General features: G+C 58.3%; 23 protein-coding genes. 15 read left to right on the top strand and 8 right to left on the bottom strand.

Annotation, left to right across the window (positions count from 1 at the left end; translation table 11 throughout):
- Positions 1–198 precede the first annotated feature (198 nt).
- Together GNF76_RS19565 and GNF76_RS19560 are read right to left on the bottom strand one after the other, a co-directional pair.
- Positions 199–2052, bottom strand: coding sequence for an Lnb N-terminal periplasmic domain-containing protein (locus GNF76_RS19565; protein WP_155584762.1), 1854 nt, complete (start codon positions 2050–2052; stop codon positions 199–201).
- Between the two features lie 93 nt (positions 2053–2145).
- On the bottom strand, positions 2146–2634 hold the full coding sequence (locus GNF76_RS19560; protein WP_155584761.1) for a DUF3015 domain-containing protein: 489 nt from the start codon (positions 2632–2634) through the stop codon (positions 2146–2148).
- A 267-nt stretch (positions 2635–2901) separates the two neighbouring features.
- Between GNF76_RS19560 and GNF76_RS19555 the strand changes: the two genes are divergently transcribed.
- Both GNF76_RS19555 and GNF76_RS19550 read left to right on the top strand, forming a co-directional pair.
- Positions 2902–5340, top strand: coding sequence for a Lon protease family protein (locus GNF76_RS19555; RefSeq protein ID WP_155584760.1), 2439 nt, complete (start codon positions 2902–2904; stop codon positions 5338–5340).
- A 214-nt stretch (positions 5341–5554) separates the two neighbouring features.
- Positions 5555–5881: a PA4575 family protein gene (locus GNF76_RS19550; protein WP_155584759.1), complete on the top strand. Its 327-nt coding sequence runs from the start codon at positions 5555–5557 to the stop codon at positions 5879–5881.
- A gap of 138 nt (positions 5882–6019) precedes the next feature.
- Here GNF76_RS19550 and GNF76_RS19545 read toward each other — a convergent pair whose 3' ends face one another.
- Positions 6020–7855, bottom strand: a complete 1836-nt coding sequence (locus GNF76_RS19545) for a hypothetical protein (RefSeq protein WP_155584758.1) — start codon at positions 7853–7855, stop codon at positions 6020–6022.
- Between the two features lie 166 nt (positions 7856–8021).
- On the opposite strand from GNF76_RS19545, the gene GNF76_RS19540 reads away from it, so the two are divergent.
- Both GNF76_RS19540 and bamJ read left to right on the top strand, forming a co-directional pair.
- Positions 8022–8510: a TIGR00645 family protein gene (locus GNF76_RS19540; protein ID WP_010174946.1), complete on the top strand. Its 489-nt coding sequence runs from the start codon at positions 8022–8024 to the stop codon at positions 8508–8510.
- A 115-nt stretch (positions 8511–8625) separates the two neighbouring features.
- Positions 8626–9243, top strand: coding sequence for a BamJ family beta-barrel-assembly machinery protein (gene bamJ / locus GNF76_RS19535; protein WP_155584757.1), 618 nt, complete (start codon positions 8626–8628; stop codon positions 9241–9243).
- A 147-nt stretch (positions 9244–9390) separates the two neighbouring features.
- Here bamJ and GNF76_RS19530 read toward each other — a convergent pair whose 3' ends face one another.
- The 3 genes from GNF76_RS19530 to GNF76_RS19520 form a co-directional block, all read right to left on the bottom strand.
- On the bottom strand, positions 9391–9648 hold the full coding sequence (locus tag GNF76_RS19530) for a PA4570 family protein (RefSeq protein ID WP_155584756.1): 258 nt from the start codon (positions 9646–9648) through the stop codon (positions 9391–9393).
- Between the two features lie 198 nt (positions 9649–9846).
- Complete coding sequence (locus GNF76_RS19525; RefSeq protein WP_178123430.1) at positions 9847–10188, bottom strand: zinc ribbon domain-containing protein YjdM; 342 nt, start codon at positions 10186–10188, stop codon at positions 9847–9849.
- 181 nt (positions 10189–10369) lie between these two features.
- The gene (locus GNF76_RS19520) at positions 10370–11338 is read right to left on the bottom strand and encodes a polyprenyl synthetase family protein (RefSeq protein ID WP_155584754.1); all 969 of its coding nucleotides are present in this window, start codon (positions 11336–11338) and stop codon (positions 10370–10372) included.
- A 240-nt stretch (positions 11339–11578) separates the two neighbouring features.
- Here GNF76_RS19520 and rplU point away from each other — a divergent pair, with 240 nt between their 5' ends.
- From rplU to GNF76_RS19495, 5 genes are all read left to right on the top strand, one after another.
- Positions 11579–11893, top strand: coding sequence for a 50S ribosomal protein L21 (gene rplU / locus GNF76_RS19515; protein ID WP_003176051.1), 315 nt, complete (start codon positions 11579–11581; stop codon positions 11891–11893).
- Between the two features lie 34 nt (positions 11894–11927).
- Positions 11928–12203 carry a 50S ribosomal protein L27 gene (rpmA, locus tag GNF76_RS19510; RefSeq protein ID WP_003215862.1) on the top strand — a complete coding sequence of 92 codons (276 nt, stop codon included), beginning with the start codon at positions 11928–11930 and terminating at the stop codon, positions 12201–12203.
- 194 nt (positions 12204–12397) lie between these two features.
- Positions 12398–13621, top strand: a complete 1224-nt coding sequence (gene cgtA, locus GNF76_RS19505) for an Obg family GTPase CgtA (protein WP_155584753.1) — start codon at positions 12398–12400, stop codon at positions 13619–13621.
- 123 nt (positions 13622–13744) lie between these two features.
- Entirely contained in the window at positions 13745–14863 is a 1119-nt protein-coding gene (gene proB, locus GNF76_RS19500; RefSeq protein ID WP_155584752.1) for a glutamate 5-kinase, read from the top strand.
- Between the two features lie 16 nt (positions 14864–14879).
- Positions 14880–15344: a CreA family protein gene (locus GNF76_RS19495; RefSeq protein WP_155584751.1), complete on the top strand. Its 465-nt coding sequence runs from the start codon at positions 14880–14882 to the stop codon at positions 15342–15344.
- Between the two features lie 206 nt (positions 15345–15550).
- On the opposite strand, the gene rpsT is transcribed toward GNF76_RS19495, so the two are convergent.
- Positions 15551–15829 carry a 30S ribosomal protein S20 gene (gene rpsT, locus GNF76_RS19490; protein WP_003215870.1) on the bottom strand — a complete coding sequence of 93 codons (279 nt, stop codon included), beginning with the start codon at positions 15827–15829 and terminating at the stop codon, positions 15551–15553.
- Between the two features lie 253 nt (positions 15830–16082).
- Here rpsT and murJ point away from each other — a divergent pair, with 253 nt between their 5' ends.
- The 6 genes from murJ to ispH all read left to right on the top strand — a co-directional run bounded on the left by murJ (position 16083) and on the right by ispH (position 23488).
- On the top strand, positions 16083–17621 hold the full coding sequence (gene murJ / locus GNF76_RS19485) for a murein biosynthesis integral membrane protein MurJ (RefSeq protein ID WP_155584750.1): 1539 nt from the start codon (positions 16083–16085) through the stop codon (positions 17619–17621).
- Between the two features lie 118 nt (positions 17622–17739).
- Positions 17740–18678 (top strand): bifunctional riboflavin kinase/FAD synthetase, encoded by a 939-nt coding sequence (gene ribF, locus GNF76_RS19480; RefSeq protein WP_178123428.1) that lies wholly within the window; start codon positions 17740–17742, stop codon positions 18676–18678.
- Between the two features lie 13 nt (positions 18679–18691).
- Positions 18692–21523, top strand: a complete 2832-nt coding sequence (gene ileS, locus GNF76_RS19475) for an isoleucine--tRNA ligase (RefSeq protein ID WP_155584748.1) — start codon at positions 18692–18694, stop codon at positions 21521–21523.
- Complete coding sequence (lspA, locus tag GNF76_RS19470; protein ID WP_155584747.1) at positions 21516–22028, top strand: signal peptidase II; 513 nt, start codon at positions 21516–21518, stop codon at positions 22026–22028. Before ileS ends, lspA begins: the two co-directional genes overlap by 8 nt.
- A 7-nt stretch (positions 22029–22035) precedes the next feature.
- The gene (gene fkpB / locus GNF76_RS19465) at positions 22036–22473 is read left to right on the top strand and encodes an FKBP-type peptidyl-prolyl cis-trans isomerase (protein ID WP_003215879.1); all 438 of its coding nucleotides are present in this window, start codon (positions 22036–22038) and stop codon (positions 22471–22473) included.
- A 67-nt stretch (positions 22474–22540) separates the two neighbouring features.
- Positions 22541–23488: a 4-hydroxy-3-methylbut-2-enyl diphosphate reductase gene (ispH, locus tag GNF76_RS19460; RefSeq protein ID WP_155584746.1), complete on the top strand. Its 948-nt coding sequence runs from the start codon at positions 22541–22543 to the stop codon at positions 23486–23488.
- Here ispH and GNF76_RS19455 read toward each other — a convergent pair.
- On the bottom strand, positions 23442–24023 hold the full coding sequence (locus GNF76_RS19455) for a GspH/FimT family pseudopilin (RefSeq protein ID WP_155584745.1): 582 nt from the start codon (positions 24021–24023) through the stop codon (positions 23442–23444). The genes ispH and GNF76_RS19455 overlap by 47 nt on opposite strands.
- Positions 24024–24032 lie beyond the last annotated feature (9 nt).

Below are 24032 nucleotides of genomic sequence, written 5' to 3'. Positions count from 1 at the left end.
AGAAGTCTAGGAGTGGATTCGTCGGGGAGATGTGAAAGGAGTGTGAGAAATGTGTCGCCGCCGATGGACCTGAGGAAATACGGTCAAAAATGTGGGAGCTGGCTTGCCTGCGATAGCGGTGGGTCAGCTACAGCTGTATTAACAGACAGACTGTCATCGCAGGCAAGCCAGCTCGCACATTTGGTCTTTAGCGACGGATCAATAGTGATACCACTTCACCTCAAGCATCACCTCATTCACTGGCGTGGCCAAATGGCTGAATTCGCGCTGTGCGCTCAGGCGCAGCCCAAGGTTGCGCGACAATTCCCACTGCTGGTTGAGGCTGATACTGCGCCGCACTTCGCCATTGGTGAAGAAGTCGCCCTTGGCTTCCAGGCTCAGATTCCCCAGCGGATTTTTCCACAACACGCCGGTATTAAAGCCGGCAGCGGGGGAGATGAATTCGTCGAAGTCGCTGTTATGTTCCACCCGCACTGTGCCCAGGGCGAAGCCGAGCATGTCGTCGCGCAGTTGCCAGGTCCCGCCGGCGCCGCCGTTGACGTGGCTGACCAGGGTCTGGTCGTCATGTTTACCCGGCACGCGCTCAAGGCCACCGGTGACTTGCCAGGACCAGGGTTGCAGCAGCTCGTTACGCGGGGTCAGTGAGCGAATGGTCGCCAGGTCCAGTTGCTGCAATTGCCAGTGATTGCCTTCGTACTGGCGCAGTTTCATTTGCAGGATTTCGATCTGAGCGCCCAGGGGGAAACCTTCGGCGTTGTCGTTGAGGTCGTGGTAGGCCATGCGCAGGCCATATTCGCCGAACGCCTTATCACCCCGAGTACCGACTCCGGCTTGCCAGGTGCGGGACTCGTGGCCGTTCTCCGGAAGGCCGGGCTGTTCGATCTTCAGCTCCGGCGGCGGGTTCTGGTTGATCGCCCGTAGCAGTTCGAAACTGCGTTGAGAACGCTCGGTATCGCGTTCCAGACCGTTCGCACGGTAGCGGCCAAGGCGGTAGGCGGCATCAATGATCAGGGCCTGGCGGTCTTTGGCGATGGCCTTGAAGGTTGGTTCTTGCAGTTGTTTCTGGTCGTCGCTGATCTTCAGCACCCATTGCTGCTCATCGCTGTCCAGCGGCTTGGCGCGCTCCAGCAACTCACGTTCGCGGGAGGGGCGGTAGTCGATTTTCTCTACCAGACCTGCGTCTTTTACGGCTTTTACCGTGTCGGTCGGAATGGCGGTCAGTGGGAACTGTTCGGTCAGGCGCAGGCCCGGGCGGGCGACTTGCAGCAGCTCGAGCAGACGATAGGAGCAGTTTTCGTCGAAGAAGAAGTAGTCGAACTGGATCTGCTTGAGCTCCCAGACGTGCTCGACCATGCGCTCGGTTTCCACCTGAGTCAGGTTCAGTCGGTATTCCCACAGGTCGCGGTTTTCCAGGCTGCGGTATTCCGAGAGTTTTTCCTGGTACGGCACCAGTGCAAACAGGCCCGGGTAGCCGCCCATCAAGCCTTTCCAGGCGTAGAGGATGCTGTTGTCCGAGCCCTCGATATAGGCGCCGAAGTTGATGGCGTAGCTGAGCAGGGCGGTGTTGTTGCTCTGCACGTCAGCTTGATCGATACGCAGCAGGGTATGGCCAAACATCGATGACGGGCTGTTGAGGTAGGCCGCCGGGAAGATCATCACCGCGCTGTGGGGCGCGACGTCCTTGAACCATTGCTTGAATTCTTTGCAGTCCGGGGCCGGCAAGTCAGTCAGGTGCAACTGATCCTTGAGCCAGCGGGTACGGGCCGGGTAAACGCATTGGGCGTGTTGCTCACCGAGGCTGGCCGGGGCATAGAGTGCCTGTACGGTGGCCTTGAGTTCGGCGTCGGGGTGATGGGCGCCATCTTCGGCAAGGAAGAACTTCTTGTCGCTGACATAGCTGCGCCAGCCTTCGAACTTGCCTGATTCGTAATGGCCCAGGGACAACCAGAACGGGTCGTTGGCCAATTGCTGCAAACGTTGATCATCAAGGTGCGGGGCCGCGTACAGCGGGGCGCAGGCGAAGAGAGCCATCCAGGCAAGGCGTTTGAGCATGTGGGCAACTTAAGTCGAAATAAAAAAGACCCAAGGAAGAGGCGGGTCCAAAAATATAAAACCCGTGCCTCGAAAGGCACGGGCGGGCCGAGCTTAAGCCTGGGTAACGTATTTCGCCAGGCGGGTGTCGCTTTTCAGTACGGCGAGGGTATTGGTGTGCACATCTTCGGCGGTGACGTCAGCCTTGCTGAAGATTTGCTGGAAGTGCTCGTGAGTCACGGCAGCAAAGTGCTCGCGGTCTTCAGGCGCAACGCCCAGTACCACGGCATAGGTGGTCAGCGCTTCGCCGTTACCTTTGGCCATGTCTTCAGACAGCTCGTTCATCATGCCATTCATGGCAATCCAGGACTTGCCGCCGTAGGTCAGCTTGCTGTTGGTGCTGCAGCCGTTGGTGCCCGAGGTCATGCCGAAGGTGGCGTTACCGGAGGTGCCGTTGGTGGTGGAGGCCAGGAAGTGAGCGGGTGTGCCGCGCTGGCCTTCGAACAGCATGTTGCCCCAACCGCAGTTCGGGCCACCTGGCGCTTCTGCCATTGCATTGAGGGAGACGACGGTGAAGAGAGTACCGAGAAGGATCCGTTTCATAGCTTTGTTCTCTTTGTGTGCAAACCAATGGACAAGGGTTCAGGTGCCTCACAGCACCCTAGGAGTCGGTTATTAATCCAACCCGCGCAGTTTGGAGTTTAGGCACGATCCAAGGGTTCCGTGGGTTTTTGTAAAACAATCGAGAACGGTGAGGTTTTTTGGCAAGCCTGAACCTGTGTCTATGCTTTCCCTAAGCCGTGCCTTGCCAGCCAGCCATACCCGGCGCCAGAATGCCGTCATCTGCCCCGCCTGATGTAAGGAAGCCCGATGCCTGATCCTGTTGCTGCCAGCTTGCGTCTAGCGCCTGAAGCGCTGACTCGTCCTTTTTCCGCTGAACAGTTCAGCTTCTCGACCACCAATGATTTGGAGCCTTTTCGCGGTGTGCTTGGCCAGGAGCGTGCGGTCGAAGCCTTGCAGTTCGGTGTGGCCATGCCACGCCCCGGTTACAACGTTTTTGTCATGGGCGAACCCGGTACCGGGCGCTTTTCGTTCGTCAAACGCTACCTCAAGGCCGAAGGCAAACGCCTGCAGACCCCGGCAGACTGGGTCTACGTCAATAATTTCGATGAGCCGCGAGAGCCTCGTGCGTTGGAGTTGCCCGCGAGTGGCGCAGCGGCGTTCATCAGCGATATCAACGGTCTGATCGACAACCTGGTAGCGACTTTCCCGGCGGTGTTTGAACACCCGACTTATCAACAGCGTAAAAGCGCCATCGACCGCGCTTTTAACCAGCGTTACGACCGTGCCCTGGACGTGATTGAACGCCTGGCCCTGGAAAAAGACGTGGCGCTGTACCGCGACAGCACCAACATTGCGTTTACGCCGATGCTCGATGGCAAGGCGCTGGACGAAGCCGAGTTTTCGCAACTGCCGGAAGCCGACCGTGAGCGCTTCCACACCGATATTTCCGAACTGGAAGAACGCCTTAACGAAGAGCTCGCCAGCTTGCCCCAGTGGAAGCGCGAGTCGAATAACCAGATGCGCCAGTTCAACGAAGAAACCATCACGCTGGCCTTGCAGCCTCTGTTGGCGCCGTTGTCCGAGAAGTACGCAGAGAACGCTGCCGTCTGCGGTTACCTGCAGGCGATGCAGGTCTACATGCTGAAAACCGTGGTTGAGCAGTTGGTGGACGATGCAAAAACCGATGCTCAGGCCCGCAAGTTGCTGGAAGAACAATACTGCCCGAGCCTGGTCGTCGGTCATCCGGTCAATGGCGGCGCGCCGGTGGTGTTCGAGCCTCATCCGACCTACGACAATCTGTTCGGCCGGATCGAATACAGCACCGACCAAGGGGCGCTGTACACCACCTACCGGCAGCTGCGCCCGGGTGCCTTGCACCGTGCCAATGGGGGGTTCCTGATCCTTGAAGCAGAGAAAATGCTCAGCGAGCCGTTTGTCTGGGATGCCCTCAAGCGTGCCCTGCAGTCGCGCAAACTGAAGATGGAGTCACCGCTGGGCGAGATGGGCCGCCTGGCTACCGTGACGCTGAACCCGCAAGTGATCCCGTTGCAGCTCAAAGTCATCATCATTGGTTCCCGTCAGTTGTATTACGCCCTGCAAGACGCTGATCCGGACTTCCAGGAGATGTTCCGGGTGCTGGTGGACTTCGATGAAGACATCCCAATGGTCGATGAAAGCCTGGAGCAGTTCGCCCAGTTGCTCAAAACCCGTACCTCGGAAGAAGGCATGGCGCCACTGACCTCTGATGCCGTCGCGCGTCTGGCGACCTACAGCGCGCGGCTGGCGGAGAACCAGGGGCGTCTGTCGGCGCGCATCGGTGATCTGTTCCAACTGGTCAGTGAGGCGGATTTCATTCGTCACCTGGCGGGCGATGAGCGGACCGATGCCGGGCATATCGAGCGTGCGCTCAAGGCCAAGGCCACGCGCACCGGGCGGGTATCGGCGCGGATTCTCGATGACATGCTGGCCGGCGTGATCCTGATCGACACCGCCGGCGCGGCCGTGGGCAAGTGCAACGGGCTGACGGTGCTGGAGGTCGGTGATTCGGCGTTCGGCGTGCCCGCGCGGATTTCCGCCACGGTGTACCCGGGCGGCAGCGGCATCGTCGACATCGAGCGTGAAGTTAACCTCGGGCAGCCGATTCACTCCAAGGGTGTGATGATCCTCACGGGTTATTTGGGCAGCCGTTATGCCCAGGAATTCCCGTTGGCGATCTCGGCGAGTATCGCCCTGGAGCAGTCCTACGGTTATGTCGACGGTGACAGCGCGTCTCTGGGCGAGGCCTGCACCTTGATCTCGGCCCTGTCGAAGACGCCGCTCAAGCAATGCTTTGCCATCACCGGCTCCATCAACCAGTTTGGTGAAGTGCAGGCGGTGGGTGGGGTCAACGAGAAGATCGAAGGCTTCTTCCGCCTTTGCGAGGCCCGTGGTTTGACGGGGGAGCAAGGGGCGATCATTCCCCAGGCCAACGTCGCGACGCTGATGCTCGACGAGAAGGTGTTGCAGGCGGTGCGGGATGGGATGTTCCATGTCTACGCCGTGCGCCAGGCTGACGAGGCCCTGAGCCTGCTGGTGGGCGAGCCGGCCGGTGCGCCCGACGAGGAGGGGCAATTCCCGGAAGGCAGCGTCAATGCACGGGTGGTGGAGCGCCTGCGGGTAATTGCCGAGATGATCAGCGAGGATGATCTCAAGGAAGCGGAGAAGGAGCTGGCACAACAGGCGTTGGCCGAGGCCAAGCCGAGCTGATCCTGATGGTGTAAGGGGGCTTTTGTGGCGAGGGGGCAAGCCCCTTGCCACAATTTTGACTCAGCGATCAGGGGCAAATGCCCGTTGGTCCCTGCCGCCTTGGTTTGTAGCGGTTTTCTTCTATTCTCAGCTCAAGGGATATCAACAGGAGTCGCTGGATAGAAACAGTCTCGCCTTCTTGAGGCTGAACACCGATCTACCGAGGGGCGCCGCCATGACGCGCAACCTTTGCCTCACCCGCCAGTGCCTGGGCCTGGTGACCCGCATCGAATGCTCCATTCGCCCGCTTGCGGGGGATACCGGGATGTGGACCTTATTGTTTGCCGCCGGAATGAACGGCGAGCAACCCTCGACCGTCAAGTCCCAAGGCCCGTTTCATGGGCCCTTCGTCGCTGAAACCATCCTTGAATCCATCGTTGAAAGCCTGACGTTGCATGGCTATCAGTTGGCTGATGACCCGCAAATCTGGTGCTTGCACTTGCAGGCGCATCTGCGTCAGCTCAATGGTGGGCGTCATCAGGTGCTCAGCGATATTCGATAAGCACGCCGCTGCCGAGGCACGAGGCTGCGATAAGGGCCGAAGGACCTTCGCCAGCTTCAAGATCCTGGCGACTGCTGCGCAGCCGATTGCAGGCTGCGCCAGCGGCTACAGGTGATCGACACAGTCCCGCTGTCGGGCCTATGGCTTGGCAACGGGCGCTGCCTCAGGTTTATCCAGCTTGACCTCAAAGCCATACTCCACGGTATTCAAATCGGTGCGCTGGTAGGTTTCCAGGGTAGTCGGCTGGCCGTAGAAGTAATGCACGTCAAACAACTCGGTGCCGTATTCCTCGGCACGGTGGCTGACAGCAAGAATCTCCTTCAAGTAGTTACCGCTGGCGTCCTTGGCAAAGAAGCGCCAGCTATCGGAGGGGAACAGCTTCTGATCGACAATCAATGCATTGCCTTGCAGTTCCAGGCCTTTGGGCAGTTGCCCGGCGTTGAGGGTGCCTTTCTCGATATTGGCCAGGAATAGCGGTATTGAACCCACCACAAAGGCCGGGTTTTCGGGAAACAGGTTGAGGTCGTAGGTGATCGTGCCGCGGCCCGGATCGACTTCGAAGGCCTCGGTGGGCAATTCGATCGGCTCTCCACGCTTGCCCGCGTCATCGGCGGTAAAGAAGGTGATCGGTGCGTCGCCGCCATTGCGCGAGTTGCCCAGCAGGTCGTCGTTGAAGGTGAAGGGGTGATCGAACTCGATGCGTGCGGCGCTGGCGTCTTCCACAGACTGGTTGACGCTGACGCTGTTTTTCAACTGATCTTCGGACAGCGTGGCATCCTTGAGCCAGTCGGGCATCTGGTCGTCATACACCGTTACCGGCATGGGCAGGCTTTGTACGGTTTTTTCCAGGCTGTTCTTTTCAAAGCGGCGGATCGGCAGCTCCAGGTCCTTGCGGGTTACTGTGGCTTGGGAGAAATCGAGGACGCTGACCTGCACATTGTCGATCTGGCCGTTGAAGTACACCTTGGTGTAATGACTGCTTTGCTTGTGTTCGAAGGCTTTCTGTTCATCTTCCAGCTGCTTCTCAAACGCGTCGGACCAGGCTTTCTGCTTCTGCATCTCGGCCAGTTGTTTCTCATAGAACGCCAATTGGGCGGCGTTCTCGTTGATCGAGCCCGAGCGCGACAGGAATTGCCCTGTGGTGTCCTGGGCTTGCACCAGCAGCGGGTTGGGGGACTCTTCTCCGACGTCCGGCGCCAAGGGTGCGCTATTGGTCAGCTCGATCTCGGCGTAGTTCTTTTCCAGGGTCAGCAGGGTGACGGTGACGTTTTCTTCGGTGCGTTTGCGTCCCACGTCCTTTTTCGACAGATCGAAAGTGAAGACCTTGCGCGGGGCAATCACTTCAATCTTGCCCTTGAGGGTGACAGGTTGCGGCTGACTCTTGTTTTCGGTCTCGATGCCTTCGATGAACGGGTAGGTCACCGTCAGGTCATCCGGGTTGGTCAGGTTGGAGCTGGTGGGGCTCAACTGGATGCCGGGATCGGTTTCTGACCATTCCGGCTGAAAGGGGATGATCTTATTGTTGCTCAAGGTCACCGACTGCCATTCCAGGCCGTGGGGGAAGGGAAACTGGTCGGGCATGTTGAAGCTGAAGGGGAAGACCGGCTGCAGATCCGTCAGGTAGTCCGAATGGGATGCCTTGCGCAGGACAAACAGACCGTTGATGTAGGTGTCCACCAGTGCCTGGGGCGTGGGGTAGTGCTTGAGCAACGCCAGGGAGTCTTCGCCGTACTCGGTCTCGATGGGCTTGGTGCTGAGCTTGACCCGCGCACGCTCCAGTAATAGCAGCGAGCCACCAAGGTCAGCCACGGCGTCCTTGAGCCTGGGGTCCTGAATCGTGTCCAGGGATTGTTCGAATTTTGCAGTTCGTTCTTCGAGGCTGGTCTGTTTCTGCTCTTCGCTGGGGGAGCAGCCGCCGCCCATCAGCAACGCCGCAAACAGGCCAAAGCTGGCCAAAGGAGATCGTACATCCATTATCTGAGTCTTCCTGTCCGACATCATCGAGCCGAGTTGATGACCTCGACACTAGCAGAAAAAGTCTTTAACAGATGCGGTGCAGATCAGTTTTCTCAGTGGTTTCTGGCCTTTGGGCACGGCTGATATACTCGCCGCCATTTCTGGCCAAGCTGTGTGAGATTCAATGGAACGTTTTATCGAAAATGCAATGTACGCCTCACGCTGGCTGCTGGCGCCGATCTATTTCGGGTTGTCCCTGGGGCTGTTGGCGCTGGGGCTGAAGTTCTTCCAGGAAGTGTTCCATGTGATTCCCATGGTGTTCTCCATGAGTGAGTCGGATGTGATCCTGGTGCTGCTGTCGTTGATCGACATGGCGCTGGTGGGCGGCTTGCTGGTGATGGTGATGATCAGCGGCTACGAGAACTTCGTCTCCCAACTGGACATCGACGAAAGCAAGGAGAAGCTCAACTGGCTGGGGACCATGGACTCCTCGTCGCTGAAGATGAAGGTCGCGGCGTCCATCGTGGCGATTTCGTCGATCCATTTGCTGCGGGTCTTCATGGACGCCAAGAACGTCGATCCCGAGCACCTGAAATGGTATGTGATCATTCACATGACTTTTGTGGTGTCGGCGTTTGCCATGGGCTACCTGGACAAAGTCACCAAGCATTAATTACCCCCCTGGCGCTCTCCCGCGCGGGGCTCATCAAGGGCACGGCTTGTGTGCTAGGCTGCTCGCCCTTTTAGTTTGGACGGCGTGTGTTGTCGTCCTATAGCGGAGCAGTTCCATGTCCGAAGTTAACTTGTCCACCGACGAAACCCGCGTGAGCTACGGCATTGGCCGTCAGTTGGGCGACCAACTGCGCGACAACCCGCCGCCGGGCGTGAGCCTTGACGCCATCCTGGCCGGCCTGACCGACGCTTTCGCCGGTAAGCCAAGCCGTGTTGACCAAGAGCAAATGGCTGCCAGCTTTAAAGTGATCCGTGAAATCATGCAAGCCGAAGCAGCTGCAAAGGCTGAAGCGGCGGCGGGCGAAGGCCTGGCTTTCCTGGCGGATAACGCCAAGCGTGACGGCATTACCACTCTGGCTTCCGGTCTGCAGTTCGAAGTGTTGACCCAAGGCGAAGGCGCCAAGCCTACCCGTGAAGATCAGGTACGTACCCATTACCACGGCACCCTGATCGACGGCACTGTGTTCGACAGCTCTTACGAGCGCGGCCAGCCTGCAGAGTTTCCGGTTGGCGGCGTGATCGCGGGCTGGACCGAAGCCCTGCAACTGATGAATGCCGGCAGCAAATGGCGTCTGTATGTGCCGAGCGAATTGGCTTACGGCGCACAAGGCGTTGGCAGCATTCCGCCGCACAGCGTTCTGGTGTTCGACGTCGAGTTGCTCGACGTTCTGTAAGATCTGCTGACTGTTGCACCGGCTTTCATGTAGGAGTCGGGCTTGCTCGCGATGCAGACGACTCGGTCTGAAGTCATACCGAGGTGATGCTATCGCAGGCAAGCCAGCTCTCACGTGAGGCCGGTGCAGCCAGGGTCTGCTGGTATTTCATGGATGAAACTTGCCATTGAGATCCGTCACCGGGCGCAACGCCCGGGCATAGCAAAACAGAAACAAGTTACGGACCACCTCCTTCAGCACCCCAGGCTCACTGGAACTCAAGCCATTGACGTCCAGGTCGCCCTGATCCTGCAGTTCATTCAAGGCTTCTTCTTCCAGCACAGCGCAAACTTCTCCGGTTTCCCGATGAAGGATCCGCAGGTAAGGGTGTGGGCGGTCCAGCCAGGCATCGATCAAATAAGTCATGGGTCGCATCTCCTTGATGGGTTTCAATGAGAATAATTCTTATTCGTAGAATAGCAAGTGCCTATTGGCGGTTTCCGGTTTTTTCTGTGTGGATATTGTTTTCGGTCAAAAGGGCTGGCCTTTTGCTATCGGGGGAGGGGTTGGCGCGGGGAGGGTGAAGCGCCATCTCGTGCAAGGCACGAGATGGCGGCAGCTCTATCAGACTTTCCGGACGAACTCGGACTTGAGCTTCATTGGGCCGATACCGTCGATCTTGCAATCGATATCGTGGTCGCCATCACACAGGCGAATGTTCTTGACCTTGGTGCCGACCTTGACCACCAGAGACGTGCCCTTGACCTTGAGGTCCTTGATCACGGTGATGGTGTCGCCGTCCTGCAGGACATTGCCCACGGAGTCTTTCTTCACGGTTTCATCGCTGGCAGCTTCGGCTTCGCCACCGATGGCCCACTCATGGGCGCATTCCGGGCAGATCAGCTGGGCGCCGTCTTCGTAGGTGTATTCGGAATTGCATTTCGGGCAGGGTGGCAACATGCTCACTAAGGCTCCTTGAGTTTCAGGATGGCTAAAAAGCGCACATTGTATAGGGTTTTAACGCAGGAAGGGCGGGCTAGCCGGAACTCTGTGGGCGCCGGGCTTGCCCGCGATGCAGGCGACTCGGTATTTCAGGGATACCGAGGCGAGGTTATCGCAGGCAAGCCAGCTCCCACATAAAGTGGCTTTAGTGAGTGCGCGCGACCGCGAACTCACTCAGCTCAACCAGGGCGTCCCGGTATTCGCTGGCTGGAAGGGCTTCCAGGCATTTGATGGCACGGGCCACGTAGTCACGGGCCAGTTGGGCGGTGTATTCCAGTGAGCCGGAGGCTTCCACGGCTTCGCGGATGCTTTCCAGGTCTTCGATCCCGCCTTTCTGGATCGCCTTGCGCACCAGGGCAGCCTGTTCCGGCGTACCTTCACGCATGGTGTAGATCAGCGGCAGTGTCGGTTTGCCTTCGGCCAGGTCATCACCGACGTTCTTGCCCAGGGTCTCGGCATCGCCGCGATAGTCCAGCAGGTCGTCGACCAGTTGGAACGCCACGCCCAGATGATCACCGAAGGTGCGCAGGGCTTCGCTTTGCTCGGGTGTCGCCTCACACAGGGCCGCAGCGCTGTGGGTCGAGGCTTCGAAGAGCATGGCGGTCTTGCCGCGGATCACTTCCATGTAGGTTTCTTCGGTGGTGCTGGCGTCGCGTACTTTCGACAGTTGCAGCACTTCGCCTTCGGCGATGATGCGAGTGGCCTGTGAAAGAATCTTCATCACCGGCATCGAACCCAGTTCGACCATCATTTCGAACGAGCGCGAGTACAGGAAATCGCCCACCAGCACGCTTGGCGCGTTGCCCCACATGGCGTTGGCCGTTTCCCGGCCACGGCGCATACCGGACATGTCGACCACGTCGTCATGCAGCAGGGTGGCGGTGTGCAGGAATTCGATGGTGGCGGCCAGCAGGCGCAGGTCATCGCCTTCGCGGCCCAGGGCCTTGCCACACAGCAGCACTAATAAAGGACGCAGGCGCTTGCCGCCCGCCGAGGTAATATAGTCGCCAATTTTGGAGACCAGCGGCACTTTAGAAGTCAGCTGCTTCTTGATGATGCCGTCGACGGCGCTAAAATCGTCCGCCACCGCGCGGTAGAAAGCTTGGGGTTGCATCAGCGACAGTCGCTCCAGAAGGGTTGCGCGGCATGCTAGGACCCACGTCCCGCAGTGTCAAGGCGCGATAGACGGCTACTTGCAACACCTCTTTAGCTTGCGTACAATCGCGCACCCTGAACTTCCTGGGCAGCACCTGCCTTACGCAATTGCAATCAGGCCTTCCAGCCCTATGCAGCCATGCCAGCCAATACCTCTTCTTATAAAGCGCTGGGTGAGCAGGATTATCGGAGAAATACCATGTCGTACGCAGTAATTGTTACTGGTGGCAAGCAATACAAGGTCGCCCCAGGTGAATACCTGAAGATCGAAAAACTGGAAATCGCTACCGGCGAATCCGTTACTTTTGATCGCGTTCTGTTGGTCGCCAATGGCGATGACGTGAACATCGGCGCTCCAGTTGTTGCTGGCGCTACCGTTGTGGCTGAAGTGATCTCCCAAGGTCGTCACGATAAAGTCCGCATCATCAAGTTCCGTCGTCGTAAGCACCACATGAAGCGTATGGGCCACCGCCAGTGGTACACCGAGATCAAAATCACCGGTATTCAGGCTTAATTTCAGCCTAATTCCTCACTAGGAGAATTGACTCATGGCACACAAAAAAGCTGGTGGTAGTACCCGTAACGGTCGCGACTCAGAAGCCAAACGCCTTGGCGTGAAGATGTATGGCGGCCAGGTTATCATTCCGGGCAACATCATCGTGCGTCAGCGCGGCACCCAATTCCACGCCGGTTACGGTGTTGGCATGGGTAAAGATCACACTCTGTTCGCTAAAATCGACGGCGTGATCAAGTTTGAAGTAAAAGGCGCTTTCAACCGCCGTTACGTGAGCATTGTCCCGAAGACTGAAGTCGTCGCGGCATAATTACGTAGTTGCTGGAAAAGCCCTGTCTCGCGACGGGGCTTTTTCGTTTGTGGGGTGAGTCTCTTGCAAAGCTGTTTGTGATGGGCGAAAGCAGCTGGATTTGCGGTCGTTGCTTGAGGTCGCTGCGCTCATTTTTGCAAGAGTCTTATGTCTTGGTTTCTTAAGCTCGTCCGTGCGACGAGAGGCGTTTTGTTATGAAGTTCGTTGATGAAGTTTCGATCCGAGTAAAAGCTGGCGACGGCGGTAATGGTTGCATGAGTTTCCGTCGGGAAAAATTCATCGAAAACGGTGGTCCTAACGGCGGCGACGGTGGTGACGGCGGTTCCATCTACATGATGGCCGACGAAAACCTCAACACCCTGGTGGACTACCGTTACACCCGGCACTTCGATGCCGAGCGTGGCTCCAACGGTGGCAGCACCGATTGCACCGGTAAAAAAGGGGAAGACCTGGTCCTGCGGGTGCCGGTGGGTACCACGATCATCGACTCCGCTACCCAGGAAGTCATCGGCGACCTGACCAAGGCTGGCCAGCGCTTGATGGTGGTTCAGGGTGGCTGGCACGGTCTGGGTAACACCCGATTCAAGTCCAGTACCAACCGTGCGCCGCGTCAGACCACGCCGGGCAAGCCGGGTGAGCAGCGTGACCTGAAATTGGAAATGAAGGTTCTGGCTGATGTTGGCCTGTTGGGCCTGCCGAACGCTGGCAAGAGCACTTTCATTCGCTCGGTCTCTGCTGCCAAGCCGAAAGTCGCCGATTATCCGTTCACTACCCTGGTTCCGAACCTGGGCGTCGTCAGTGTGGATCGCTGGAAAAGCTTTGTGGTTGCCGACATTCCGGGTCTGATCGAAGGTGCTTCCGATGGTGCCGGCCTGGGTATTCGCTTCCTCAAGCACTTGTCCCGTACTCGTCTGTTGTTGCATCTCGTCGACATGGCGCCGCTGGATGACACCAGTGCTCCCGACGCTGCTGAAGTGATCGTCAGCGAGTTGGGCAAGTTCAGCCCGTCTTTGGCTGAGCGTGATCGTTGGCTGGTGTTGAACAAGTGCGACCAGATCCTTGAAGAAGAGCACGAAGCGCGCGTCAAGGAGATCGTTGACCGTCTGGAATGGACGGGTCCGGTCTACGTGATCTCGGCCATTGCCAAAGAAGGCACCGAGCGCCTGACTCGCGACATCATGCGCTATCTGGAAGATCGCGCTGATCGCCTGGCTGCTGACCCTGTCTTCAAGGCGGAGCTGGCGGAGCTGGATCAGCGCATCGAAGACGAAGCGCGTGCTCAGTTGCAGGCGCTGGATGATCAGCGTGCCCTGCGTCGCAGTGGCGTCAAGTCGGTCCATGATATCGGTGACGATGATTGGGATGAAGAAGACGTGGATGATGAAGATGGTCCGGAAATCATTTACGTGCGCGACTGATTCGTTGCAGTAAACTTAAGCGCCGCTCAATTGAGCGGCGTTTTGGTATCTGGAAATCGGTAGTCACGAATAACGTTTTGGGCGGCGCTGGGTCGCGCGGCCCTCTATCTAAGGTTGAAGATGATGCGGAGCAAGGTGACAGGTGCGCAGCGTTGGGTCGTTAAGATCGGTAGTGCGCTGCTGACGGCAGATGGCAAAGGGTTGGATCGTGCAGCCATGAGTGTCTGGGTAGACCAGATGGTGGCCTTGCATGAGGCTGGCGTCGAGTTGGTGTTGGTGTCGTCCGGGGCGGTTGCTGCCGGGATGAGCCGCCTCGGCTGGACCGCGCGACCCAGCGCGATGCATGAATTGCAGGCTGCTGCAGCCATTGGTCAGATGGGGTTGGTGCAGGCTTGGGAGTCCAGCTTTGCCGAGCACGGTCGTCATACGGCACAAATTCTGCTGACCCATGATGACCTGTCCGACCGCAAGCGCTACCTCAATGCTCGCAGTACCTTGCGTGCCTTGGTCGAGCTGAAAGTGATTCCGGTGATCAACGAGAACGACACTGTGGTCACTGACGAAATCCGTTTTGGCGATAACGACACTCTGGCGGCGCTGGTGGCCAACCTTGTCGAGGCTGATTTGCTGGTGATCCTCACGGATCGCGACGGCATGTTCGATGCTGATCCGCGCAATAATCCTGATGCCCGGCTGATTTACGAAGCGCGTGCCGATGATCCTGCGCTGGATGCGGTGGCTGGCAGTGTTGGTGGTGCGCTGGGGCGTGGTGGTATGCAGACCAAGCTGCGCGCGGCGCGGCTGGCGGCACGTTCTGGGGCTCACACCATCATTGTGGGTGGTCGCATCGAGCGGGTTTTGGATCGCCTCAAGGCCGGCGAGCGTATTGGCACCTTGCTGTCACCTGAGCGCGGCATGCTGGCGGCGCGCAAGCAGTGGTTGGCCGGTCATCTTCAGACGCGCGGCACTTTAGTGCTGGATGAGGGGGCTGTGTCGGCGTTGTCTCAGGGCAACAAAAGCTTGCTGCCGGTAGGTGTAAAGTTGGTCCAGGGCAGCTTTCGTCGTGGCGAAATGGTGGTGTGTGTGGCGCCGGACGGTCGTGAGATTGCTCGTGGACTGGCCAACTACAGTGCGCTCGAGGCGCAGAAGATCATTGGTCAGTCGTCCGAGGCGATTGTCAGTTTGTTGGGGTATATGGCTGAGCCAGAGTTGGTTCACCGGGATAACCTGATTCTGGTTTAAGTGAAGGGACGTCTGGATGCGCGTAATGAAGGGGTTGCTCGGGTTGCTGTTGGCGGTGCCGTTGCTGGCGTCTGCTGAAGAGATTGGTCGCGTGTCGACGGTGTTCAAGTTCGTCGGTCCCAATGATCGGATCGTCGTTGAGGCGTTTGATGATCCGAAGGTTGATGGTGTGACCTGTTACTTGTCTCGTGCCAAGACGGGCGGGGTGAAGGGTGGTCTCGGCCTGGCTGAAGATCGTGCTGAGGCGTCGATTGCTTGTCGTCAGGTGGGGCCGATTCGCTTCAGGGGTGAATTGAAGGACGGTGACGAGGTGTTCAAGGAGCGCACGTCACTGGTATTCAAGACCATGCAGGTGGTGCGTTTCCTCGACAAGAAGCGCAATACTCTGGTGTATCTGGTCTACAGCGACCGTTTGATTGAAGGTAGCCCGCAGAATGCGGTGACGGCGATTCCGATCTTGCCGTGGCCGACTGCGCAATAAGCTCGACAATGCCGCTCTGCTTTATATGTGGGAGCTGGCTTGCCTGCGATGACGGCGTGACAGTCGGCCTATATGTTGACTGTCGGTCGCTATCGCAGGCGAGCCAGCTCCCACAGTTGTTTGTAGTGCCTGGTGGGTTGCGTGTGGCTCAAATCGCAGGCAATAAAAAACCGACCCTGGGGTCGGTTTTTTAACAAGCTTATCGCTTAGGCTGCAGCAGCAAGGTTCAGAGCCTTGATGTGGCCATTCAGACGACCTTTATGGCGAGCAGCTTTGTTCTTGTGGATGATGCCTTTATCGGCCATACGGTCGATAACTGGCACGGCCAGAACGTAAGCAGCTTGAGCTTTTTCAGCGTCTTTTGCGTCAATGGCCTTAACTACATTCTTGATGTAGGTACGAACCATGGAACGCAGGCTGGCGTTGTGGCTGCGACGCTTCTCAGCCTGTTTTGCACGTTTTTTGGCGGAAGGTGTGTTGGCCACCGTCGAGCTCCTCGAAAGACTTTTTAGGAAATAGCAAACAAAATAGGCCGCGAATCATGCCGATGAGTTGAAGTCTTGTCAAGGGCGGCTGATGCGAACTGCTGAGTGGTCGATCTTAAGAGGCGGGTGATTTATTTCCGGCGCTTGACCTGTAAACTCGCGAGCTTTGGCTCTGTGCTGTTGCAGGCGCGGAGTATCGCATATGTGGGCGCTTTGTTCGCCTGCTCTTTATCTATAGGCAAAAACTCTTTCAATGAATCTGCTCAAATCGTTGGCCGCTGTCAGCTCCATCACCATGATTTCCCGGGTTCTGGGGTTTGTGCGTGACACGCTGTTGGCGCGTATTTTCGGCGCCAGCATGGCCACGGATGCCTTCTTCATTGCCTTCAAATTGCCCAACCTGCTGCGGCGGATCTTCGCCGAAGGCGCATTTTCACAGGCTTTCGTGCCAATTCTGGCGGAGTACAAGACCCAGCAGGGCGAGGAGGCGACCCGTACCTTTATTGCCTACGTTTCAGGTTTGTTGACCCTCGTGCTGATGCTGGTGACGATTGCCGGCATGCTCGCGGCGCCCTGGGTGATCTGGGCAACAGCTCCCGGTTTTGCCAATACGCCGGAAAAATTTGCGCTGACTACCGACCTGTTGCGGGTGACGTTTCCTTATATCTTGTTGATATCCCTGTCGTCCCTGGCAGGCGCGATCCTCAATACCTGGAACCGTTTTTCGGTACCGGCATTCGTGCCGACCTTGCTCAACGTCAGCATGATTATTTTTGCCCTGTTCCTTACGCCGTACTTTGATCCGCCGGTCATGGCCCTGGGTTGGGCGGTACTGGCCGGTGGTCTGGCGCAGTTGTTGTACCAGCTGCCGCACCTGAAAAAGATCGGCATGCTCGTACTGCCGCGCCTGAACCTCAAAGACACTGGGGTCTGGCGCGTGATGAGAAACATGCTGCCGGCGATTCTCGGTGTTTCCGTCAGTCAGATTTCACTGATCATCAACACGGCTTTCGCCTCTCTGCTGGTTTCGGGCTCGGTGTCCTGGATGTACTACGCCGATCGCCTGATGGAGCTGCCATCCGGCGTGCTGGGCGTGGCCTTGGGCACTATTTTGCTGCCGACCTTGGCCCGCACTTACGCCAGTAAAGATCGCCACGAGTATTCTCGAATCCTCGATTGGGGCCTGCGCCTTTGTTTCGTGCTGGTGCTGCCATGCTCCCTGGCCCTGGGAATCCTGGCCGAGCCGTTGACCGTTTCGTTGTTCCAGTACGGTCAATTCAGCGCATTTGATGCCTCAATGACCCAGCGTGCCCTGATTGCTTATTCTGTCGGTCTGCTGGGGATCATCGTGATCAAGGTCTTGGCTCCGGGCTTTTATGCCCAGCAAAACATTCGCACTCCGGTGAAAATCGCCATCTTCACGTTGATTGTCACGCAACTGCTCAACCTGGTGTTTATTGGTCCTCTGGCCCATGCCGGCCTGGCATTGGCCATCAGTGTTGGCGCCTGCATCAACGCGGGCTTGCTGTTTTATCAATTGCGTAAACAGCAGATGTTCCAGCCCCAGCCGGGTTGGGGTCTGTTTGCCCTTAAGCTCCTGGTGGCGGTGGCGATGATGTCGGCCGTGCTGCTGGGGTTGATGCACCTGATGCCTGCATGGGATCAGGGCCATATGCTGGAGCGATTCATGCGGTTGGGGGCATTGGTAGTCGCCGGGGTAGTGGTGTACTTCGGGATGTTGCTGCTGATGGGTTTCCGTCTGCGGGATTTCAATCGCAAGTCGCTGAGTTAAGGAGTTTTCGTCGATAAGGCGGTTGTTTTATCGATTCGAGCAATTGGCCTGCGCTGTTGCCTGTCGTCCGGGGCCGGGTGTGGTTATAATCGACCACTTTATGAGCAAGAAGCGCGTTATGCAGCTGGTTCGAGGTCTCCACAACCTGCGCCCTGAGCATCGGGGCTGCGTCGCCACTATTGGCAACTTTGACGGTGTTCACCGTGGCCACCAGGCTATCCTGGCCCGGCTGCGCGAGCGTGCGGTTGAGTTGGGCGTGCCCAGCTGCGTGGTGATTTTTGAGCCACAACCCCGTGAATTCTTCACCCCGGAGACCGCGCCGGCACGTTTGGCCCGCTTGCGAGACAAACTGCAGTTGCTGGCAGAAGAGGGCGTGGACCGTGTCCTGTGCCTGGCCTTCAACCAGCGTTTACGCAGTCTCAGTGCCTGCGAGTTTGTTGACCGTATTTTGGTGGATGGCCTTGGTGTGCAGCATCTGGAGGTCGGAGACGATTTCCGCTTCGGGTGCGATCGGGTAGGGGACTTTGATTTCCTGCAGCAGGCTGGCGTTACTCAAGGTTTTACTGTCGAAGCCGCGCAAACCGTTGAACTGGACGGCCTGCGCGTGAGCAGTACTCAGGTGCGTAATGCACTGGCCGCTGCCGACTTCGCCTTGGCCGAGCGACTGCTCGGTCGCCCGTTCCGGATTGCCGGGCGGGTCTTGCACGGTCAGAAGCTGGCGCGCCAATTGGGCACGCCAACGGCCAACGTGCAACTCAAGCGCCGTCGCGTGCCACTGACCGGGGTTTACCTGGTGAGTGTCGACATCGACGGCCAATCGTGGCCAGGAGTCGCCAATATAGGCGTCAGACCCACGGTTGCAGGTGATGGCAAGGCCCACCTGGAGGTTCACCTTTTGGATTTTGCCGGGGATTTGTATGACCGGCGTTTGACGGTGGTTTTCCACCAAAAGCTGCGTGAAGAGCAGCGTTTCGCCTCGCTTGAGGCGTTGAAAACGGCGATCAATGCGGATGTCGCCGCCGCCCGTGCACTAGCCGCACCTAGCGCCCATCGCTAATGAAGAGCCTTAAATGACCGACTATAAAGCCACGCTAAACCTTCCGGACACCGCCTTCCCAATGAAGGCCGGCCTGCCACAGCGCGAACCGCAGATTCTGCAGCGCTGGGACAGTATTGGCCTGTACGGAAAGTTGCGCGAGATTGGCAAGGATCGTCCGAAATTCGTCCTGCACGACGGCCCTCCTTATGCCAACGGCACGATTCACATCGGTCATGCGCTGAATAAAATTCTCAAGGACATGATCATCCGCTCGAAAACCCTTTCGGGTTTCGACGCGCCTTATGTTCCGGGCTGGGACTGCCACGGCCTGCCGATCGAACACAAAGTCGAAGTGACCTACGGCAAGAACCTGGGCGCGGACAAAACCCGCGAACTGTGCCGTGCCTACGCCACCGAGCAAATCGAAGGGCAGAAGTCCGAATTCATCCGCCTGGGTGTTTTGGGCGACTGGGCCAACCCGTATAAAACCATGAACTTCAAAAACGAGGCCGGTGAAATCCGTGCCTTGGCCGAAATCGTCAAGGGCGGTTTCGTGTTCAAGGGCTTGAAACCCGTGAACTGGTGCTTTGACTGTGGTTCGGCCCTGGCGGAAGCGGAAGTCGAGTACGAAGACAAGAAGTCCTCGACCATCGATGTTGCCTTCCCGATTGCCGATGAAGCCAAGCTGGCGGGCGCATTCGGCCTGGCGAGCCTGGCCAAGCCAGCCTCTATCGTGATCTGGACCACCACCCCGTGGACCATTCCGGCCAACCAGGCGCTGAACGTGCACCCGGAATTCACCTATGCCCTGGTGGATGTCGGTGACAAGCTGCTGGTGCTGGCTGAAGAGATGGTTGAGTCGTGCCTGAGCCGCTACAACCTGCAAGGTTCGGTGATTGCGACCACTACCGGCTCGGCCCTGGAGCTGATCAACTTCCGCCATCCGTTTTATGACCGTTTGTCGCCGGTGTACCTGGCTGATTACGTCGAACTGGGTGCGGGTACCGGTGTGGTTCACTCCTCGCCTGCCTACGGCGTGGACGACTTTGTGACCTGCAAGGCTTACGGCATGGTCAACGATGACATCCTTAACCCGGTGCAGAGCAATGGCGTGTACGTGCCATCGCTGGAGTTCTTTGGCGGCCAGTTCATCTTCAAGGCCAACCCGGCGATCATCGACAAGCTGACCGAAGTCGGTGCGCTGTTGCACACCGAAACCATCACCCACAGCTACATGCACTGCTGGCGTCACAAGACTCCGTTGATCTACCGCGCCACCGCGCAGTGGTTTATCGGTATGGACAAACAGCCGACCAGTGGTGAAACCCTGCGCAAACGCGCGCTCAAGGCCATCGAAGATACCCAGTTTGTCCCGGCCTGGGGCCAGGCGCGCCTGCACTCGATGATTGCCAACCGTCCGGACTGGTGCATTTCCCGCCAGCGCAACTGGGGTGTGCCGATCCCGTTCTTCCTGAACAAGGAAAGCGGTGAACTGCACCCGCGCACCGTCGAACTGATGGAAGTTGTGGCCCAGCGTGTTGAACAGGAAGGTATCGAAGCCTGGTTCAAACTGGACGCTGCTGAGCTGCTCGGCGACGAAGCGCCGCTGTACGACAAGATCAGCGACACACTGGACGTCTGGTTCGACTCGGGTACCACGCATTGGCATGTACTGCGCGGTTCGCACCCAATGGGCCACGAGACTGGTCCTCGTGCCGACCTGTACCTGGAAGGTTCGGACCAGCACCGTGGCTGGTTCCACTCGTCCTTGCTGACGGGTTGCGCCATCGACGATCACGCACCGTACCGTGAGCTGCTGACGCACGGTTTCACCGTCGACGAGAACGGTCGCAAGATGTCCAAGTCCCTGGGCAACGTGATCGCTCCGCAGAAGGTCAATGACACGCTGGGCGCTGACATCATGCGCCTATGGGTTGCCTCCACCGATTACTCGGGCGAGATGGCCGTGTCCGAGCAGATCCTGCAGCGTAGCGCTGACGCTTACCGCCGTATCCGCAACACCGCGCGCTTCATGCTGTCGAACCTGACCGGCTTCAACCCGGCCACCGACATCCTGCCGGCCGAGGACATGCTCGCCCTGGATCGTTGGGCCGTGGACCGTACTTTGTTGTTGCAGCGCGAGTTGCAAGAGCACTACGGCGAATACCGTTTCTGGAACGTCTACTCGAAGATCCACAATTTCTGCGTGCAGGAGCTGGGTGGTTTCTACCTCGATATCATCAAGGATCGCCAGTACACCACCGGTGCCAACAGCAAGGCCCGCCGTTCGGCGCAAACCGCGCTGTACCACATCTCTGAAGCGCTGGTGCGCTGGATCGCTCCGATTCTGGCCTTCACCGCCGATGAGCTGTGGGAATACCTGCCGGGCGAGCGTAACGAGTCCGTCATGCTCAATACCTGGTATGAAGGCCTGACCGAACTGCCGGCTGACTTCGAGCTAGGCCGCGAGTACTGGGAAGGTGTCATGGCCGTCAAGGTTGCCGTGAACAAGGAACTGGAGAACCAGCGTGCGGCCAAGGCCGTGGGTGGCAACCTGCAGGCCGAAGTCACGTTGTTTGCCGAAGAAGGCCTGACCGCCGACCTGGCCAAGCTGAGCAACGAGCTGCGCTTCGTCTTGATTACCTCGACTGCCAGCCTGGCACCATTCGTCCAGGCTCCGGCCGATGCAGTGGCTACCGAAGTGCCGGGCTTGAAGCTCAAGGTGGTCAAGTCGGCCTTCGCCAAGTGCGCCCGTTGCTGGCACTGCCGTGAAGACGTCGGCGTGAACCCGGAGCACCCGGAAATCTGTGGCCGTTGCGTCGACAACATCAGCGGCGCAGGCGAGGTTCGTCACTATGCCTAATGCAGCCGGTCGTTTCGGACGCCTGGGCTGGCTCGTACTGAGCGTGCTGGTGCTGGTCATTGACCAGCTCAGCAAGGCTCACTTCGAGGGCTCGTTGTCGATGTATCAGCAGATTGTGGTCATTCCTGACTACTTCAGCTGGACCTTGGCCTACAACACCGGTGCTGCCTTCAGCTTTCTGGCTGACAGCTCCGGCTGGCAGCGCTGGCTGTTTGCCCTGATTGCAGTAGTCGTCAGCGCGGTTCTGGTGGTCTGGCTCAAGCGCCTGGGGCGTAACGATACCTGGCTGGCGGTTGCGCTGGCTCTGGTGCTCGGTGGCGCGCTGGGCAATCTGTACGACCGCATCGCCCTGGGCCATGTGATCGACTTCATTTTGGTGCATTGGCAAAACCGCTGGTATTTCCCGGCGTTCAACTTTGCCGACAGCGCCATCAGCGTCGGTGCAATCATGCTGGCGCTGGATATGTTCAAAAGCAAGAAAACCGGAGAGACCGTTCATGACTGAACAGGTATTGGCTGAGCAACGCATCGGCCAGAACACGGAAGTCACCTTGCATTTCGCACTGCGCCTGGAGAACGGCGACACGGTCGACAGCACCTTCGACAAGGCCCCAGCGACCTTCAAGGTTGGCGATGGCAACCTGCTACCGGGTTTCGAAGCGGCACTGTTCGGTTTCAAGGCTGGCGACAAGCGCAACCTGCAGATCCTGCCGGAAAACGCTTTTGGTCAGCCAAACCCGCAAAACGTACAGATCATCCCGCGTTCGCAGTTCCAGGACATGGAGTTGTCGGAAGGCCTGCTGGTGATCTTCAACGATGCGGCGAATACCGAGCTGCCGGGTGTGGTCAAAGCCTTTGATGATGCGCAAGTGACTATTGACTTCAATCATCCGTTGGCCGGTAAAACCTTGACCTTTGATGTTGAAATCATCGACGTTAAAGCGTTGTAACTAACGAAACCGGCCTACTGTAGGAGCGAGAAAGCTCGCTCCTACAGGGCAAGACACGAGGCACAGCATGCAAATCAAACTCGCCAACCCCCGTGGCTTCTGCGCCGGCGTGGACCGGGCGATTGAAATCGTCAACCGCGCCCTGGAAGTCTTTGGGCCGCCGATTTACGTGCGCCATGAAGTGGTCCACAACAAATTCGTGGTTGAAGACTTGCGCGCGCGCGGTGCTATTTTCGTCGAAGAGCTGGATCAGGTTCCGGATGACGTCATTGTCATTTTCAGTGCTCACGGTGTTTCCCAGGCTGTTCGTACCGAAGCGGCCGGCCGTGGCTTGAAAGTGTTCGACGCCACCTGCCCGCTGGTGACCAAGGTTCATATCGAAGTCGCGCGCTACAGTCGTGACGGTCGTGAGTGCATTCTGATCGGCCACGCCGGTCATCCGGAAGTCGAAGGCACCATGGGTCAGTACGATGCCAGTAATGGCGGCGCGATCTATCTGGTGGAAGACGAAAAAGATGTGGCCGCGCTTCAGGTGCACAACCCGGAGAAGCTGGCCTTCGTCACCCAGACCACTTTGTCCATGGACGATACCAGTCGTGTCATCGATGCCTTGCGCACACGTTTCCCGGCGATTGGCGGGCCACGCAAGGACGATATCTGCTACGCCACGCAAAACCGTCAGGACGCCGTCAAGCAATTGGCCGACGAATGCGACGTGGTGCTGGTGGTCGGTAGCCCCAACAGTTCCAACTCCAACCGTCTGCGGGAGCTGGCCGAGCGTATGGCCACCCCGGCGTACCTGATCGATGGTGCCGAAGACTTGCAGCGCAGCTGGTTCGATGGTGTCGAGCGCATCGGCATCACCGCTGGCGCTTCGGCCCCGGAAGTCCTGGTGCGTGGCGTGATTCAGCAACTGCAAGCCTGGGGCGCCACCGGCGCGGATGAGTTGGCCGGTCGTGAAGAAAACATTACTTTCTCCATGCCCAAGGAGCTGCGGGTTCGTTCGCTGCTCTAAGCCCCAACGTGCCGGTGTAACCCCGGCATAGTGCCTGTTCGGTCTTGTCACTGCGCAGGCTGATGCGCCCGGTGGGTGCCAGCACCACTTGGTGCACGCTCAGTTGCTGGTCTGTTGCGCAGACGTGTACGGTGCCGGCCCGAAAACCACCTGCTGACAGCAATGGTTCGCCCAGTCCGCTGAAGCGTATCTGGGTTTTGACGGGTGTATTGCCCACAATCGGTATCTGTCCGCTGTCCTGGCGCTCCAGCAGCACTGGATTGCTGTTATCCAGATGACCGCGGCCGCTCAGGTCGAGTATGACCCTCCACCCCAGGCTCCAGTCATCGTCCAGTGCGTGGATGATGACCGAACGATTGCGCGCGATGGCTTCGGTGCGGGCATAGCGCAGTCCTCCAGCCAGGGACTCGGCGGCGCTCTGACGGCGCTGCGACTCAAGCAGTCCCTTGAAACTGGGCATCGCCAACTGGGCCAGGACGCCGCTCAGGATCAGGCCGAACAATAGCTCGATCAATGTAAAACCATGCTGTTTCATATGTCGCCC

Source organism: Pseudomonas spelaei (assembly GCF_009724245.1).
Lineage (GTDB): Bacteria > Pseudomonadota > Gammaproteobacteria > Pseudomonadales > Pseudomonadaceae > Aquipseudomonas > Aquipseudomonas spelaei.
Note: the sequence above shows the minus strand (reverse complement) of the source record. Positions and strands in the feature narration are given on the sequence as shown.